Annotated in this window: 11 protein-coding genes; 9 read left to right on the forward strand and 2 right to left on the reverse strand. The window is 74.4% G+C overall.

Annotation, left to right across the window (positions count from 1 at the left end):
* Positions 1 to 57 precede the first annotated feature (57 nt).
* The 3 genes from AB0B14_RS14845 to AB0B14_RS14855 all read left to right on the forward strand — a co-directional run bounded on the left by AB0B14_RS14845 (position 58) and on the right by AB0B14_RS14855 (position 6007).
* The gene (locus AB0B14_RS14845; protein WP_357522726.1) at positions 58 to 570 is read left to right on the forward strand and encodes a hypothetical protein; all 513 of its coding nucleotides are present in this window, start codon (positions 58 to 60) and stop codon (positions 568 to 570) included.
* A 65-nt stretch (positions 571 to 635) separates the two neighbouring features.
* Entirely contained in the window at positions 636 to 3296 is a 2661-nt protein-coding gene (locus AB0B14_RS14850; RefSeq protein ID WP_357522727.1) for a helix-turn-helix transcriptional regulator, read from the forward strand.
* Positions 3293 to 6007 (forward strand): AAA family ATPase, encoded by a 2715-nt coding sequence (locus AB0B14_RS14855; protein WP_357522728.1) that lies wholly within the window; start codon positions 3293 to 3295, stop codon positions 6005 to 6007. Before AB0B14_RS14850 ends, AB0B14_RS14855 begins: the two co-directional genes overlap by 4 nt.
* On the opposite strand, the gene AB0B14_RS14860 is transcribed toward AB0B14_RS14855, so the two are convergent.
* Entirely contained in the window at positions 5992 to 8493 is a 2502-nt protein-coding gene (locus AB0B14_RS14860) for a hypothetical protein (RefSeq protein WP_357522729.1), read from the reverse strand. The two genes, AB0B14_RS14855 and AB0B14_RS14860, sit on opposite strands and share 16 nt — an antisense overlap.
* A gap of 138 nt (positions 8494 to 8631) precedes the next feature.
* Entirely contained in the window at positions 8632 to 10128 is a 1497-nt protein-coding gene (locus AB0B14_RS14865; RefSeq protein WP_357522730.1) for a hypothetical protein, read from the reverse strand.
* A gap of 122 nt (positions 10129 to 10250) precedes the next feature.
* Here AB0B14_RS14865 and AB0B14_RS14870 point away from each other — a divergent pair, with 122 nt between their 5' ends.
* The 6 genes from AB0B14_RS14870 (at position 10251) to AB0B14_RS14895 (ending at position 16143) form a co-directional block, all read left to right on the forward strand.
* Positions 10251 to 10538, forward strand: coding sequence for a hypothetical protein (locus AB0B14_RS14870; protein WP_357073413.1), 288 nt, complete (start codon positions 10251 to 10253; stop codon positions 10536 to 10538).
* Positions 10535 to 10876, forward strand: a complete 342-nt coding sequence (locus AB0B14_RS14875) for a hypothetical protein (RefSeq protein WP_357073416.1) — start codon at positions 10535 to 10537, stop codon at positions 10874 to 10876. The genes AB0B14_RS14870 and AB0B14_RS14875 overlap by 4 nt, the downstream gene beginning before the upstream one ends.
* Positions 10877 to 10914: 38 nt before the next feature.
* On the forward strand, positions 10915 to 11865 hold the full coding sequence (locus AB0B14_RS14880; RefSeq protein WP_357073419.1) for a zf-HC2 domain-containing protein: 951 nt from the start codon (positions 10915 to 10917) through the stop codon (positions 11863 to 11865).
* A 188-nt stretch (positions 11866 to 12053) separates the two neighbouring features.
* Positions 12054 to 12611 carry a sigma-70 family RNA polymerase sigma factor gene (locus tag AB0B14_RS14885; RefSeq protein ID WP_357522731.1) on the forward strand — a complete coding sequence of 186 codons (558 nt, stop codon included), beginning with the start codon at positions 12054 to 12056 and terminating at the stop codon, positions 12609 to 12611.
* Between the two features lie 101 nt (positions 12612 to 12712).
* Complete coding sequence (locus AB0B14_RS14890; RefSeq protein ID WP_357522732.1) at positions 12713 to 14470, forward strand: RICIN domain-containing protein; 1758 nt, start codon at positions 12713 to 12715, stop codon at positions 14468 to 14470.
* Positions 14471 to 14499: 29 nt separating this feature from the next.
* Entirely contained in the window at positions 14500 to 16143 is a 1644-nt protein-coding gene (locus AB0B14_RS14895; protein ID WP_357522733.1) for a S8 family serine peptidase, read from the forward strand.
* The last annotated feature ends 113 nt before the right edge of the window (positions 16144 to 16256 follow it).

The raw sequence follows: 16256 nt of genomic DNA on the forward strand, positions 1-16256 counted from the left end.
CGTCTCGTTTGAACAGGCACGCCCGGCACACCGTCGGGCGTGGATGGAGGCGAGCACGTGGCACGGGTCGGGAACGAAGAGCGGCGCTACCGGATGGTCTGGGCCGCGGGGGAACGCAGCGTCAGCGCCGACGACCCGGCGGTGCTGCTCGCCGACCTGATCCCGGGATACCAGGCCGTGCCGGCGGGGAGGCGCCGGGCGGTCCGCACGGAGCACGCCGAGCTGTCCCTGCGGCGGATCCAGCGGCGGGTGCTCGACGCCTACGACTCCTTCGACTGCGATTCGGAGGAGATGCAGGTCCTGCTCAACGAGCGCGCCAACCGCAGGGTCCCGCAGCGGTGGTCGGCCCCGGTGCCGCTGGTCCTGATCGACGCGCACTTCGCCGAGGCCGGCGCGGATCGCCCCCGCGAGGCGGGCGGGCGGATCATCTGGCTGGAGACCGAGGACGAGGAGTCCTACGTACGTTCGCTGGCCGTGGCCGGTGAGATCTTCCTGGTGATCCGGCAGGACGCCGTCGGTGCGGCAGCGGGTGGGCGTGGCGGCCCCGGCGTCGGGGCGGCGGTCGGATGACCGCGCCGGAGGTGCCGCGACCACGCACCGTGCGGCCGGGAGCCATCCCGAGACGGCGGACGATCGTGGGCCGTGCGGCGCAGTTGGACGCCCTCGACGCGGCCCGTGCGGCCGCCGCGACCGGTGGCCGGTTCGCACTCGTCCGGGGTCCGGCGGGCAGCGGCCGGACGTCGCTGCTGGACGCGGCCGCGGGTGCCTGGCGTACCGCCGGGGTGGTGGTGCTCCGGGTGGCACCTGCCGCACCGGGCGACACCGCCGCCGGCTTCGCGGCGCTGCTGAACGCCGTTCGCGACCAGTACGAGCTGCTGGCCGACCCGCCGCTGGCCGGCCCACTGAGCGCGCTCGGTGCGCTCTGCGACAAGCCCGCCGGCGAGCACGCCGGACGTGGCATCGCGTTGGCCCAGCAGGCCGCCGCCGCGTTCGCCCTGATCGGCCGGCGGGCGCCGACGGTGCTGATCGCCGACGACGCCGGTCCCGCGTTGGCCCCGGCACTGGCCGCCGCCGTCCGCGCCGGTTGCCTCGTGGTGGCCGCCGGAGCGCCCGGCGACGGCCGACTCGGCACGCTCGCCGACGTCGTGGTGGACCTGCCGCCGTTGAGCGCCGAGGCCGTACGCGCGATGCTCGCCCGCCGGTACGCCGTGCCGCTCGACGACGCGGTGCCCGCAGCCCTGTCCACCGCGCTCGGGCCGCTGGCCGGGCACCCCGGCACGGTGCTGGAGATCGCACACGAGTTGACCCGGGCCGGGCGACTCGCGGTCGTGCGGGGGCACCTGTGCCTGCTGGACCCGCACGCCCCGATCGCGCTGCCGACGGACCACAGCCTGCTCGCCGCGCTGCGGGCGCGCGGCCCGGTCGCCGTCCGGCTGGCCACCATGGCCGCCGTCACCCGGTTCGGCATCGACGACCTGCCGCTGTTCGCCGACGCCACCCGCGGCCGGCTGTCCGACTACGGCTGGATGATCGACGAACTGATCGACGACGGCCTGCTCGTCGCCGGGCCGCAGGGCGGGATCCTCCCGCAGAGCCCGGCGCTCACCGCCCGCCTGATCACCGATGCCGGCCCGGACGCGGTGGCCCGCCTGCACCGCGCCTGCGCCGCGGCGATGTTCCGCCGGGCCGCGTCCGGCCGGCCGGCGGACGGGGCGGCCCTGGCCGACCAGGTCACCTCGGCGGGCGTCGCCCTGCCGTTCGACAGGCGTACGGCGGTGACCCTCGCCGCCACGGCCGACGAGAACACCGACCGTGCGCCGGACCGGGCGGCACACTGGCTGCGCGCCGCGCTCTGGCACTCCGGCGGCGGGCGGGCCGGCGACGACATCCTCGCCCGGCTGCTGCGGCTGCTGGTGCGCACCGGCCAGGTCGTCCGCCTCGGCGAGGTGGTGGACACGGCCATCCAGCGAGGCCACGGCGCGTCGTCCCGGCACGCCGCGGACCTCGCGGCCGCCGCCGCACTCGTCGCCGTGCACACCGGAGTGCCGGTGTCCGCCACCATCCGGTCCGCTCTGCGGGGAGCACCGGTGGCCTCGGCAACCGTGGCCTTCGCCGACTGGTGGCGCACCGGCGTACCGCCCGCCGCGCCGATGCCGCCGGCAGCCCACGCGGACACCGGATCGCTGCTGCACCCGGCGGAACTCGGCGTCCTGGCCGACGCCGTCGGCCCCGGCCTGGCGGATGCCGGCCCGGCGACTGAGGAGTTGCTGCTGGCCGGTGAGACGGGGGACCTGGCCGCACTCCTGGGGCTGGTCCTGGGTCCGCACCGCTACGGCGTGCCGAAGGACGGGCTGCTGTCCGCGTACCACCGGCTGCACACCTGCCAGGCCGGCGGCGACCTCTCCGGCCTGCTCTCGGCCGCCCGCGAGCTGGACCTGACCGGCGCCGAGGCGCCCCTGCCGCGCTGTCTCGCCCGGCTCTGGGCGGCCGAGGCGCTCGGCCTGCTGGGTCGAGCCACGGAGGCGCCCTCCTGGCTGCGCTCGGTCCCGGCGGAGCCGCCGTACGCGGCACTTCGGTGGTGGGCCGCGAACGGGCCGGCCGGGGAGGCCCAGACGGCGCAGGAGGCGGCCCGGCGGTTGGGTGACGGGCGGCGGGCGTACGAGAGCCACCGGCACCACGGCAGCCGCATCGGCGTCGAGCACCTCCTGGTACGCGCGGCGGGCCTCGCGGCACGGTTCGGTCTCGGCGAGCAGATGGCCTGGTTGACGGCGGCGGTCGACGCCGACGCGACCGAGCCTCGGCGTCGGCTCAGCAGGCAGACGACGCTGCTGGTCCAGGCGCTGTGCCGGGGTGACGCGAGCGCCGCCGAACGCGGTGTCGATCTCGTCCGTGCCGGTGGGAACCGCCTCGCCCTCGCGTACGCCTGTCTGGCGCTCGGCCGGGTCGCCGAGGACCCTCGGCCGTGGCTCGTCGAGGCACAGGCGGTGGCGAAGACGATGACCTCTGGTTGGCTGCGGTCCGCCGTCGCCGCCGCGATGCGGGAGCGCGACGTTCGCCAGCCCCGCACCCGTACGCCCCGGACGGGGTTCAGCCCGGTGGAGACGCACATCATCGAGTTGATCGGTCACGGACGGACCAATCGGCAGATCGCGGCGCAGGTGCGGATCAGCGAGAAGACCGTCGAAAACCACCTGACCCGGCTCTTCGCGCGCACCGGCTGCCGCTCGCGTGTCGAACTGGCCGCGGTGAGCCTCACCACGGACATCCTCGGTCCGGCGTCGAGAGCGTCGCGGTGAATCTCCCGGTCGACCTCGACGGGCCCACCCTGACCGTGCTCACCGGTCCGGCCGGCATCGGTCGCACCCATGCCCTGCGCACGCTGCGCAACGCCGCCACGCAGGCCGGCAGGCCCGTTCTCGACCTGCGGTTGGCGCCGGAGTGTCGGCACGACGCGGGGTACCTCGCCGGGCGGATCCTCGCCGCGCTCATCCCGACCCCCACCCGGTTGGCCGCCGGTCGTGGCCACGCCCGCACCGGCGAGCCGCCAGCGCACGCACTCTCCCGCGTCCTGCGGCGACACCCCGGCCTGGTGCTCCTCGTCGACGACGCCCAGTGGGCCGACGCGGAGTCCGTCGAGGCCCTGCGGAACGTGTTGCACGAGGAGTACCCGGTGCCCGTACGGTGCGTCGCCACCCTGCGCTCCGACGCCGTCGGTGCCGATCCGGACCAGTCAGCCGCCTTCGACCGCCTGCGCCAGAGCGGGCTCGTGCGGATCGAGCGGCTGCGGCCGCTGTCCCGTGCCGACGTCGACGCGCTCGCCCGCCAGGCGTTGCAGGCAACGCCACACGACTCCCTCTCGACGCAGCTACACCGACTCGGCCGGGGTGTGCCCGCCGCGGTGCTCGCCGTCGTCGAGGGTTACCGCGCCTCGGCGGCCCTGCGGATCGTCGAGCGCCGCGCCTACCTGACCGATCCGACAAGCACACCCCGGATCCCCGCCGAGCACGACCTCACCCGGCCGGTACGCCAGCTGGGCCCGGCCACCCACACGGTCGCCCGTGCCCTGGCGGTGCTCGAACCGTTGGGCGCGGCCGTCCCCGGGCTGATCGGGCGGGCGCTCGACACCACACCGGAGCAGGCACACCGGCACCTGGATGCCCTGCGCGCGGAGGGTTTCGTTCGGGAGGATCGGCGCGGCTGGCGGATCCGGGTGCCCGCGTTGGCACTGGCCCTGCGCGCGGGTCTCGGCCCCTACGAACGACGCCGGCTCGCGCAGGTGGCGGTCGAGGCGCTCTGGTCGGGCACCGTCCGGTGCGCGGATCCGGCGTACCTGCCGGATCAGGTCGCCGCCGCCGGTGGCCTGGTCGACGCCGAGCCGGCGGCGGCGCTGCTGCGCCGGCACGCGGACATTGCGGCGGTACGCGCGCCCGCCGCGGCGGCACGCTGGTGGGGCGGCGCGGCCGACCTCAGCGGCGATCCCGCGGACCGTGCCGAGGCCCTGCTGGCCCGAACCGTCGCCGAGTTCGGCATCGGCCGGTACGCCGTCGCCCAGGCGCAGGTGCGCCACCTGCTCGGCGAGTACGCCGACACCCTGCCCGACGCCGCCCGGCAGGAGGCCGAACTGCTCGCCCTCGCCAGCGCGCGTGGCGCGCGTGCGGCGCCTGACGTGCAGGCCGTCGCGGCCGGCGAACCCTGGCTGCCCGGCGGTCGGGTGCCGACCCGGACGACCCGGGCCGCGGCGCTCTGCTTCCTGGACCGCTGGGCCGAGGCCGCGAGCCTGCTGCCGTCCGACTCGACCCGCTCCGACAGCGAACTGCTGATCGGCACGCCGATCACCGCCGGCACCGGCGGAGACCCGGTGGCCGAGGCTTCGGCCGGCGGCGTCCCGGTGGCCGATGCTCTGGCTGGTGACGGCTCGGCCGGCGGAGCCCCGGTGGCCGGCGTTTCGGCCGGTGACGGCCTCGGTGGGTCGGTTCGGGGCGCCGCCCGCCGCCGTTTCGCGGACACCGTCGCGCGGGTCAGCCTGGCGGCGGTCGTCGGTGCGCTGGACCGGGCGGATCGTGAGCTGACGGAGGGCGGTCTGACGGTGGCCGATCTGCCGGCGCCCGAGCGGTGCCTGGTCCACTGGCGTGCGGGCCGGTGGGATGCCGCGAAGGACGCCGCGCTGCTCGGTATCGCAGCCGATCTCCCCGTGACCCGTCCGGTGGCACACAGCACCGTGCATCGGGCGGCAGCCGAGATACTGCTCGCCCGTGGTTGGCCGGTGCGGGCCCGAGCGCTGCTCGACGCCGCCCGCACCGACGCCGCCCCGCTGCCGTACCTGCTGGCACCCGTGGCGGCCGAGGCGGAGTGGATCCTCGGCGACGCGCCGGCCGCCGAACGCGTCGTCGGCGACGCCCTGGCCGCCGCCACCCGGCACGGGCTGGTCGTCGGCCTGGACGAACTCTGGCTGGTGGCCGCGGAACTCGCGACCGAACGCGGTGACGGCGAAGCGGCCCGCACCGCCGCCGCGTCCGCCGTGGCGGCGGCGGACCAGACCACCGCCATCGGCGCGCTGCGGGTCGCCACCGCCCAACTGATCGTTCGACCGGACCGGGTGCGGGCCGGTGACCTGGTGGCACTGGCCCGGGTCGTCGGTCAGCCCCACGAGGTGGCCAGGGCGATCGAGCGGGTGGTCCGCTGGACCGGTCGGAGCGTCGAGCTGTTGGGTGAGGCGTACGAGATCCTCGGCGACCTGGGCGCGATCCTGCACCGGTCCCGGGTCCGCCAGGCGATGCGCGACCATGGGATCACGGTGCCGGGACGGGCGCAGACCCTTGCCGAGGGCGAACGGTTACTCGCCGCCCTGGTCGCGGAGGGACTGTCGAACCGCCAGTTGGCCGCCGCCACGCAGAACAGCGCGAAGAGCATCGAGGGCCGGCTCACCCGACTGTTCAACCGCACCGGCTACCGGTCCCGGGTGGAGTTGGCCACGGCCGTGCTGCTCGGCGACTATCGCATCGGCTGAGGACGCCACAGGTCCGGTGCGGACCGATGCTCGAGGAGGTTCGGCAGAGCCAGGTCGACTCCTTTCGCCCGCTGCCGCCAGCGACCTCCGTCGGTGTGCAGCACCTGCTCCACCCGGGTGTCGTCGTAGGACCCCGGCGGCAACAGCAGCGTCACACCGTCGGCCACCAACTCGGGCAGGCGCGAGCGGATCGAGGTGTGGGCGGCCAGCGCGGCGGCGCTGGCTCGCGCGTCGATCGCCCGGCCCGCCGCCACCCGAAGACGCACCAACAGGTATCCGTCGCGCACCGGCGGTCGGCCCTGGTGCAGCGGCAGGAAGTCGTCAGTCGGCTCGTCCCCGGCGGCCGGGATCAGCGCCCAGCCGCCGGCCCTCCGCCCGCCTGCGGGCCAGCGCACCACATCGTCCGGGAGACCGTCCGTGCCGTGTCGCGCCCCGGTGCAGCGCAGCACGACGTCATGTCCGGGTAGCTCGGTCTCCTCCTGTGGCCGCCCGGCGTCGTCGATGTCGTAGCCCGCCTGTAGCCGCGCCTGGTCGAGCCAGCCCGCCGGCAGCAGGAACCTGCCCGCCGCCGCGGCAACACGGTGGCCCAGGTCCACCGGTAGGTCACCGACCCGGTCCAGGTCCACCAGGCCGCCGGCCTCGACCCGCAGGCACAGCAGATGCTGGTACGGGTGGGCACGGGCGACCCGCTCGCCGTCGAGGTCGCCGACGAGGAACAGGTCGGCCGACGGCACACCCTCGACCGCGACCCGCTGCGGCGACCACGGGCTGGCCAGCCAGACCCGCACGGGGTCGGCGTTCACCTCGGGGCGGTCCGGCAACCACCGCAGACCGTGTGGCCGGCTGCCGGGTGCGGGAACGGTCAGTGCGGGGCGCGGGCCCGGTGCCGGCAACACCCGCTCGGGCGGCGGCGCGGCTGCCGCCGGTGCGGCGGGCGACCGCTCGGCTGCCGGTTCGCCGGGCGACCGCTCGGCTGCGACCGGCTCGGCGGGCGATGGCCCGGCCGCCGGCTCGGCGGGCGATGGCCCCGGCGCAGGCGTCCTCGGCTCATCCGCGCCCCGCCGACGCGGGATCAGCCAACCATCGTCGTTGCGCCACCGACCGCTCTCGGCCCGCAGATCCGCATCGGCGGCCCGCAACCAGCGCGCCGGGCGTCGCTGTTCGTCGACGGCCCGGGCCAGGCCGTCGCGGACCACGACGACCGCGCCGGGGGCCAGCGACCAGATCTCGACGCCGAGGTCCGACTCCAGCACGCTCAGGTGCTCCCGCAGGCCCTCGGTCCACTCGTCGGCCACCGGGGTCAGCAGTTGGAGGTCGGCACCCTGCCACCCGGCGTTCGTCAACAGTGCCCGCAGCTCGACCGCGCCCACCGCGAGGTGGCTGCCATCTGCGTAGCGCAGAGCGAGACGCCCTCCGTCGAGAATGGTCAGGTCGACGAGCGTCATGCCCGGCTCGGCCGACAGGTCGGCGTACCGTTCGAGGAACGTGACCTCCGACGGCCGTTCCGAGCTGATCAGCGCCACCCCGCCGGCGGCAACGACCGTGGGCCCGCCACCGGGCACGAGCCGTCCGTCACGATCGGTCGCGAAGCGAGGGGCGCCCGGTGCGTGTGGGGGGCGGTATTCCCGCCAGCGGGTGATCGCGCCGGACCGGTCCCGGGCGGCCAGGTCCAGGCAGCCGCGCAGCAGCACCGCCTCGCCGCCGACCTCCGGGGTCCACACCGTCGCGCCGGTCGCCTCGGCCAGGGCCGTCACCTCGGCGTCGAGGCGCGCGCACTGTGCGGTGTCGTCCGGCCAGCGCAACCAGAGGCGCAGGTCACCGCCGTACAGGAACGTCGCGGAGAGGGCCGCGGCCACGTCCTGCCCGGAGTACCGGCCCGGTCTCTCCCCGGCGGCGTCCTGCCGGTACGTCGAGAGCCGGAACTGGCCGGCGCGAGTCGCGAGGGCCACCGTCACCAGGTCCGGATGACCGACGCCGAGCCGGGCGGCCGCGGCCCGGCGTACGACGAAGTCCTCGCGGTTGGCGAACTCCAGGCCGCCCGCCAGCGGCAGTGTCGCCAGCCCCGTCCTCGGCAGCACCAGGCCACCGGCCAGGTCGAACCATCCCGGCCGGGTGGTCTGGAGTGCGGTGGGCTGCACCAGGACCCAGTCGACCACCGCCCCGCTCGCCCGGTCGACCGGGACCGCCTCGGCAGGGCCGGCGAGGCCCGGGCCGGTCCGGCGCCGCACGCTCGCTCCGGCGGGCGTGACCAGGACGTCGCAGCCCAGTGCGGTGGCGACCCGCCCGAACAGGGCCGCGTCATGGGCCCCGTCGTCGACGAGGACGCGAACGTCCCGCCCCCCCTCGATTCCGAGCGCCCGCGCGCACTCGGCAATCTCGTCCGCGGTCAGTGCCGTGCCGTCATCCGCCGGCCGGGCCAACCCGCCGTCCCCGGTGCGAACCAGCACGAGGTCGCACAGGCCGTCGACGGATAGCGGCAGATCCACCGGGGCAACCTGCTCCGGTCCTGCCCCGAGCGTGCGCTGTCGGCTGGGTCGCAACGTAGTCCTCGCTCTGTGTCCCGCCTCGGGCCGGCACCGGCCGAGAGGCGTCCATTCTGGGCGTACGCCCGACGCTGGGCCAGCTCACCGTGCGGTCTGGGCCGCGACCGGTGGGTCCAGCCGCATCGACCACCGTGCCGCGGGTCCCGCGCCGACGACAATCGGTACGGTTCGGTGGGGGCTGTGCGACAGCGCGCGGAAGGGACCCCACCGTGCCACGGCATCGGGGCCCGCGCACACCACCACCCGTACCCTCGTCGACGGTTCCTCGGCTGCCACCTCGGCAACGGCGTCGACCCGGCGGCAACCCTCGGGTGCCGCGTCGCCGAGCACGTCGCCGACCAGCACCACGTCCGTGTCGGCGTCGAACTGGTCCAGCAGGGCCAGCGCATGCCGGCGGCAGGCGGCCAGGTCACCGCCGATGGTGAGCACGTCGGGGGCCAGCGCGAGGTCGATCCACAGTCGATGGCCGTCCCGGTCGCCCAGCACGAGAGGCGCACTCGACGGTGGAGGTCGCTGCCCGTCGGTCAGCCACCCGTAGGGCGATCCCCAGCGAGCCGGCCGTGCGCCGACCAGCCGCACGGTCGCCCGGTCCGGGCCGCAGGTCAGATCCGTGAGCAGGGTGGCGAACGGGTTGGGACGGGCCAGCGGAAGAAGCCCGGCCGCCCGGACGTCGGGCACCGCCCGGGCCGGGGTGCGATCCACGGCTCGCGGCAACGGGACCGCCACGGGCGGTTGGGCGGGTGTCCCGATCGTGACTGCCGCGGGTGGTTGGGCGGGTGTCTCGGCCGCGACCCACGCGGGTGGTTGGACGGGTGGCTTGGTGGTGACCGCCACGAGCGGCCGTGTGGGTGGCTCGGCCGCGACCGGGGGTGGCAGCACGAGGGTTGGTTTCGCGGGCGCCGGGGGAGGTGGTTGCTCCGCTGGTGGCGCGGTCACCGGTGCGGGCCGTGGATCCGGGGGAGTCGTCGTCGGGACGGGCGGGACCGGGCTGCTGGCCGGCGCCGCACCGCCACGGGCGGGTCGATGCCGTGCGCGGAGGGCCACGTGTGCCCAGAGCAGCAGGAGCACGGCGAGCGCGATCAACGCCACCCGCAGTCCGGTCGCGGACCACAGGACGGACAGGTGCGGCAGGGTGACAGTGGACGGTGCCGGCGGGTCGGCGGATGCCGTGGACGCGGTCGACGGCGGGGACGGTGACACCGCTGTTGGTGCTGGCGTCGGTGCCGGAAGCGCGCCGATCTGGACGCCGGGGCCCGTCGCGTCCCGGGGCAGGACGAGGATCCAGCCGGGCTGCAGGCTTGTCGCGTCGGTCAGCCGACGGCCGTCGGGTTGGAGTCGCCCCTCGTTGAGCGCGAAGATCTCCGGGGACCGATTGCCGTTGCCCAGTGTCTTCGCCGCGATCGCGAAGAGATATTCCCGTTGGCCGTCGACCGGAGGCCCGACGACGTAGTACTTGCCGGTCTCGCCCGGAGCGCGCAGCGCCGAGGTGGGTGCGGCGACGGCCGCCGGAGCGATCACCTGTGTGCTGACGCCCAGCATGAGCAGGCAGAGGCCGAGCATCGCGAGCCGTCGTCTCATCGTGGCATCGTCCTTCGCCGGGGTCGTCGGGTGCTGCCGCGATCCAAGGATCGTCGGAGGAATGGTGAACCGGGGCGTGCCACCCATCGTTCTCAGGATGTTCTCCCGAGATCGGAGGCGTTATGAGGGGAATTACACCGTATCCGCAGGGCCAGGGCAATATCGCCGACGCGTGCCGCGACGCCGCGGCCGGCATCAGTACGCAACTCGACCGGCTCCGCGCCCACCTGGCGAGCCTCGACCCGGCACGCCTGCGGATGTCCGCCTCCCGTCGCGACGCGCTGCTGACCGGGTACGACATCTACGCCCGGATGCTCGACGACGCGCTCCAGGACATCGCCGGTGACCTGCAGACGGAGGTCGACCTCCGGCCGGTCGATCTGGCGCTCGCCGCCGGTGGGTCCCGATGAGCGGCACCGAGTGGGCACCGGTCCCCGACGGCGCGGGCGACCCGGCCGACCCGGGGCCGGCCATCAACGCGCTGGCCACCGATGTCGCCAGGCGGCTCGCGAGGCTGCGCGAGCAGTTGGAGCCGACACGGGCGCGGTGGGCCGACAGCCACGACTACCTCGATCCGGCGGAGGAGTGGACCATCGCGACGGACGGTCTGCTCGGCCCGACCGGCGTGCTGGGCATCATCAGCGACGCGGTGCGGATCACCCTACCGGACCTTGTCGGCACCAGGTGGTCCGAGCGCACGTCCGGCCTTTCCGCCGGGCGCGGGGGATCGGCAGCGGGTGGCGACTGATGGCCGCTGCCGCCGCCCCCCGCGGGGAATGACCTCCCATGCTCACGTCCACCTGCGCCGACGCGACGATGCGGACAAGTGTCTGCATGCTCGTGCTCGGTCTGCTGTCCGAGGTGGAGAGACGCGACGTCGCCAGTCACCTGGACCACTGCGCGAGCTGCCGGGCCGAGCGGGAGGAGATCGACCACACCGTTGACACTCTTGGCCTGCTCAGCGCCGCACACGTACGACGCTTGATCGCCGATTTCGGGGCGGGTCCGGCCGAGCCGGACCGTACCCCGCAAGGTGATCATCTTTTCGGCGCACCCGGCGCCGCCCTGGCGCGGGACCTGCCCGCCCGCACCGAGGCTCCGGTCGTGATCCTGCGCGAGACCCGCGCGGTGCCCCGTCTCGGTGTCCCTGACGACGTCCGTCCGGTGACCCGGGCCCACCCGCCTGGTGTGGCCGACCGGTACCGCGCCGGACCCGGTGAGGGTTTCCTGCCCCCACGACCCGCGACGGGCCCGTTGTCCCGTGGCCCGCACTCGCACCGCCGCCCCAGGTCACGCAGTCGGCGCATCGGTGGCGTGGTGGGCTTGACCGGCCTGCTCGCCGTCGCGCTCAGCACGACACTGCTCATCGAGCCGTGGAACGCGACTGACTCGCCCGGCCCGGTCGTGGCGGTGGCGACCACCGACGACGGCGTCAGCGGCGTGGAGTTCTCCGCGGTTCTCTACGACGACGACGGTCAGGTCAACCTGCGGGTCTCGACCGACGGTCTGGCGCCGGACGCGTCGTACCAGCTGTGGGCACTCACCACAGCGGGCGAGGAGTTGCTGCTCGGTCGGCTGAACGGCAACCCGGGCCGCGGCGGCTACGCCGGTGACGTCGCGGTGTCGGTGGACGACCTGAGTCAGCTCAGCGTCCGTCAGGTCGACGGCGGGGTTCTGGTGACGGCCGACGTGGTCAAGGGGTCGCCGCGACCGGACGGGGGGCCGGGTCCGACGTGAGTCGAGCCGACGCGCGATCCGTCCCATCGCGACCGCACCGGGTCGCGCCGTCCGTTTCGATGTTTCGGCAGGTCAGCGTACCCAATGGGGTTCCGACGCCGAGCCGGCCCGCGAGGATCTGCCAAGATTCCTCGGGAAAACCCCCACGAACACTGAACGCGGGTACCGATGCACTCGTTATCGCTGCCATGAACCAGGCCGCGGGGAACATGCTCTCGGGTGCGTCGTCGCCAGAGCCAACCTACGACGACGCGCTGCGGCTCGCCTACGAGACACATGGGCCGATCCTGCTCAACTACCTGCTGCGTCTGACGATGGGTAATCGTGGCCTCGCCGAGGACATCGTCCAGGAGACGCTGGTGCGTGCCTGGCACCATCCGGAGGCACGGACGACCGACGGTCAGTGGAGCCGGGGCTGGCTGTTCACCGTCGCCCGACGCATCGCCATCGACCACCTGAGGGCGGCCCGGGGCAGGCCGTCCGAGCAGCTTGACGAGCGCATCGAGGAGCGGCACGCCGCCGTGGACGACATCGACCGCCTGCTCAACGGCCGCGAGGTGCGTGACGCCGTGGCCAGGTTGCCGGAGCGCCTGCGCAGCGCGCTGATCGAGATCTACTTTCAGGAACACACGGTCGCCGAGGCCGCGCGCAACCTCTCGATCCCCGAGGGGACGGTCAAGTCACGGACCTTCTACGCGCTGCGGGCACTGCGCGAGGACCTCGCCGGGCGGGGGTTCAGCATCTGAGTCGCCCGCCGGCAGAAGTTCCGAAGTTGGCCCGCCCAACCGTGAACCAGCCGGTCGCGCGGCTCGTTCACAGCGCACACCCGTCGGAGAGGGAAGCAACCGTGACACTGAGATCGGTGATCGGACGCCTGGCCAACCTGCACACCTCGGGCCGGCGCGCATGGGGCTCACTGCGGACGACCCGTCAGCGGATCGAGGCCGGGGTCGCCTTCACCGCGGCCGTCGTCTGCGTCGTGGCGGCCGGCCTCCAGGTCGGGCCGGCGTTGGCCGAGACCACAGTCGAGGGTGAACCGGTCCCCGCCGACGTGCTGCCGGCAATCGTCGTCGGCGCCACCTCCTGCCCGGCGCTGACCGGGCCGCGACTCGCCGCACAACTGATGGCCGCCTCGGGGTTCAAGGCGACGGCCGTGTCCGAGTCCGGCGAGGGCATCGCCGGACTGGACTCCCGGGCCTGGCAGACGTGGGCGCCGTGGCAGCAGGCCCAGCGCGCCGACGTCCGCGCCAACGTGCTCGCGCTGGCGCACCGTACCTGCGAGGCGATCGGCCAGGTCCGGGCCGGCGGCGCCGGCGGCGACCTCTGGAAGGCGGCCGTCGCGGCCGACAAGGTCGGTCTGGACGCGGTGGTCAAGGCCAAGGGGGTGCCGACGTCCGCCCAGGAGTACGTCGACACGGTGGCCGGGTACGCCAACTGGTACGCCAAGCAGCCGCAGTTCTCGGGCGCGACGAAGCCGGCACGGCCGTCCGCCACTCCGGCCGCGGACAAGGTGGGCATACCCGAGGAGTACGTCGACGCGGTAGTCAAGGCCGGTCAGGTCTGCCCGTCGACCGTGTCCGCTGCCCGGATCGCCGCGCAGCTGAGGTCGCTCTCCGCCTTCAATCCGAACCTGAAGGGCAGCGGCGGCGGCCAGGGCATCGCCCAGTTCACGCCATCGCTGTGGGAGGAGTACAAGCCGTCCGACAGCGCATCGGTCTGGGACCCGCAGGTGGCCATCCCCACCCTCGCCACCGCGATGTGCGACCTGCGCAACCAGCTCTCCGGAATGAACCTGCGCCAGTCGGGGGAGGAGACCGACCCCTACTCGCTGGCGCTCGCGGCGTACCAGTGGGGGGTCACGGCGGTGCGGGCCAAGGGCGGAGTGCCGCGTGGCGCCGCCGTTCCGCAGCTCGTCGACACGGTCGACCTCTACCTCAACGCGTACACCTCGGACAGCCGACTGGCCAGCGCGTTCCCGTCACCGTCGGTGAGTCGCCCGGCCCCGCCGCCGTCGCCCTCGGCATCGCCGTCCGCGCCGCCGTCGTCGTCGCCCTCGGCGGTGCCCACCCCCGCGCCGACGAAACCGGCTGCGCCACCCACGCCCGCCGCGACTCCGTCGCCCGTGCCCCCGCCGCCGGCCACCGCCCTGCCGGCGAAATGGGACCCGGCTGTCTCCTACCAGTTCACCAACGTCCTGAGCGGCCGGGTCATGGAGGTGCCGGGGAAGGACAACGTCACCGCCGGCGGGACGACCATCCAGCTCAATGACAACCTGCACCAGAAGGACCAGTACTGGCACATCGCCAAGGCCGCCGATCCGAGGTACGTCGTGATCACGAACGCGTTCAACAACAAGGCGCTCGGCATCCGCGGCGGCTCGATCAAGGACGCCGCCGAGGTGGTGCAGGTCGACCCGGCGTTCGACAACCCCAGCCAGCAGTGGTCGTTCATCGACGGCGGCACGTGGGTCACCCTCATCAACCGCAACTCCGGCAAGGCGGTCGACATCCTCGGCGACGACTGCTGCGGCAAGAACGGCACCCCGATCACCCAATGGGGTCGGCAGAGCTACGCCGTCGACCAGCGCTGGGTGCTCAGCAGATGACACGGAGGCGGGGCACGGATCCACGCGGCGTGCGGGGCTGGGTGGGGGCGATCGTCGCGGCGGTCGTGCTCGTCGCCGGCGCACCCGCCGCGCCGGCGCGGGCCGCGGTCGACGAGTACGTCCTCTACTACACCGTCACCTCGGCCTACCAGGGCAAGCCGGAGAACCTCGGTGAGATCGCCGGCCGGCTGTTGGGCAACTCGTCGCGCTCCACCGAGATCTTCAACCTGAACACGGCACGACGGCAGCCGGACGGCGGCGCGCTCACCGACCCGAACACCCTCCATGCCGGTTGGTACCTGGTCGTGCCCTGGGACGCGGTCGGGGCGGGTCTCCAGCACGGCGTGTTGCCCAGCACCGCTCCCGCCGCCGCACCAGCCGCGAGTGCTCCGGGCGTCCCGCCGCAGGCGTCCACGCCGCAGGCACCAGGCGTTCCCGGCGTACCCGCTGTTCCGGGCCGGCCGTCGGCTCCGGCCTCCCCCCTCGGCGGAACGCCGCCGATCCCCACCCCGACACCGGGCCCGGCGCAGCTACCGTCCGCGCCGCCACCACCCGCACCGCCGGGCAAATGCGTCACGGCGACCGCCGCCAGCGCACCGTCGAACTGGGCCAGCGTGCGGCTGGGCGCCGACCTGGCCTGGCCGCACACCCGAGGCGTCGGGCAGCTCGTCGCGATCGTCGATTCCGGCGTCGACGGTCGAGCGGCCCAACTCGCCGGCCGGGTGTCGGTCGGGGCCAACATCGTGACCGGAGACGGCCGCGGGGACAGCGACTGCCTGGGCACCGGTACGGCGATGGCGGGCCTGGTGGCCGCGCAGCCGGTGGACGGGGACGCGTTCGCGGGTGTCGCCCCGGAGTCGGTCGTCATGCCGGTGCGGGTGGTCACCGACGTGCCGTCCGCGGACGCGGTCGCCCAGGCGACGGCGATCGAGGTGGCGGTCTCCGCCGGGGCGACGGTGATCGCGCTCGGCTCGTACGTGGATGCCACCGCCGAGGGCGTGCTGCGGGCCATCGAGGCGGCGCTCAGCCGCAACATCGTCGTGGTGGCCGGCGCTCCGGCCGGTCCGGGCGCCACCGCCCCGCCGGCGGAGTTGATCAGCGTCGCCGGTGTCGGCGTGGACGGCAAGCTCCTGGAGGAGTACGCCGCGGACCTGGTCGACGTGGTGGCGCCGGGGGTCAACGTCTCCAGCATCGGCATCAACGGCACGCAGCAGTTCGTCGGCAGCGGCACGCAGTACGCGGTCGCTCTGGTCGCCGGCGAGGTCGCCCTGGTGCGTGCCGCCCACCCCGACCTGTCGGCCGCGCAGGTCGCCCACCGGGTTCTGGCCACGGCCGACAAGATGGGTGACGCGCAGCCGGATGCCCGGTACGGCGGTGGCATGATCAATCCGGAGGCCGCGGTGACCCGGGAGCTGCCCGAGGAGGCGACGCAGGTGTCCACCGGTCGGCGTTCCGGTCAGAGCACCGGGGGCGACGGCATCCGGGTCGCGTTCCTGCTGACCGTGCTGGCGGGGCTCGTGCTCAGCGCGCTGCTCGTGATTCGCCTGCGCCGCAGCGTACGGCGGGCCGACACGGAGACCGGAGGCGAGGACGATGGGTTGGACGCGGACTGGCCGGCGGGGACCACGCCCGACGAACAGCCGAGTCAGCCGACGCTCACCGGCGCGCACTGAGCGACGGTCGGTTTCGTGACAGCACAGACGTCCCCGGTCGTGAACTCCCCCGTGGGCAGTTCCGTTCTTAGAAGGTCGGGGACCGCGGGCGACCAGCCGCGCGGGCGAGGGAT

The sequence above is a fragment of the Micromonospora sp. NPDC049171 genome (assembly GCF_040648275.1).
Lineage (GTDB): Bacteria > Actinomycetota > Actinomycetes > Mycobacteriales > Micromonosporaceae > Micromonospora.

Bases quoted from the DNA above. Each gene is read 5' to 3' on its own strand.
- AB0B14_RS14865 (WP_357522730.1), bottom strand. From the start codon at position 10,128: ATGAGACGACGGCTCGCGATGCTCGGCCTCTGCCTGCTCATGCTGGGC.
- AB0B14_RS14870 (WP_357073413.1), top strand. From the start codon at position 10,251: ATGAGGGGAATTACACCGTATCCGCAGGGCCAGGGCAATATCGCCGAC.
- AB0B14_RS14875 (WP_357073416.1), top strand. From the start codon at position 10,535: ATGAGCGGCACCGAGTGGGCACCGGTCCCCGACGGCGCGGGCGACCCG.
- AB0B14_RS14880 (WP_357073419.1), top strand. From the start codon at position 10,915: ATGCTCACGTCCACCTGCGCCGACGCGACGATGCGGACAAGTGTCTGC.
- AB0B14_RS14885 (WP_357522731.1), top strand. From the start codon at position 12,054: ATGAACCAGGCCGCGGGGAACATGCTCTCGGGTGCGTCGTCGCCAGAG.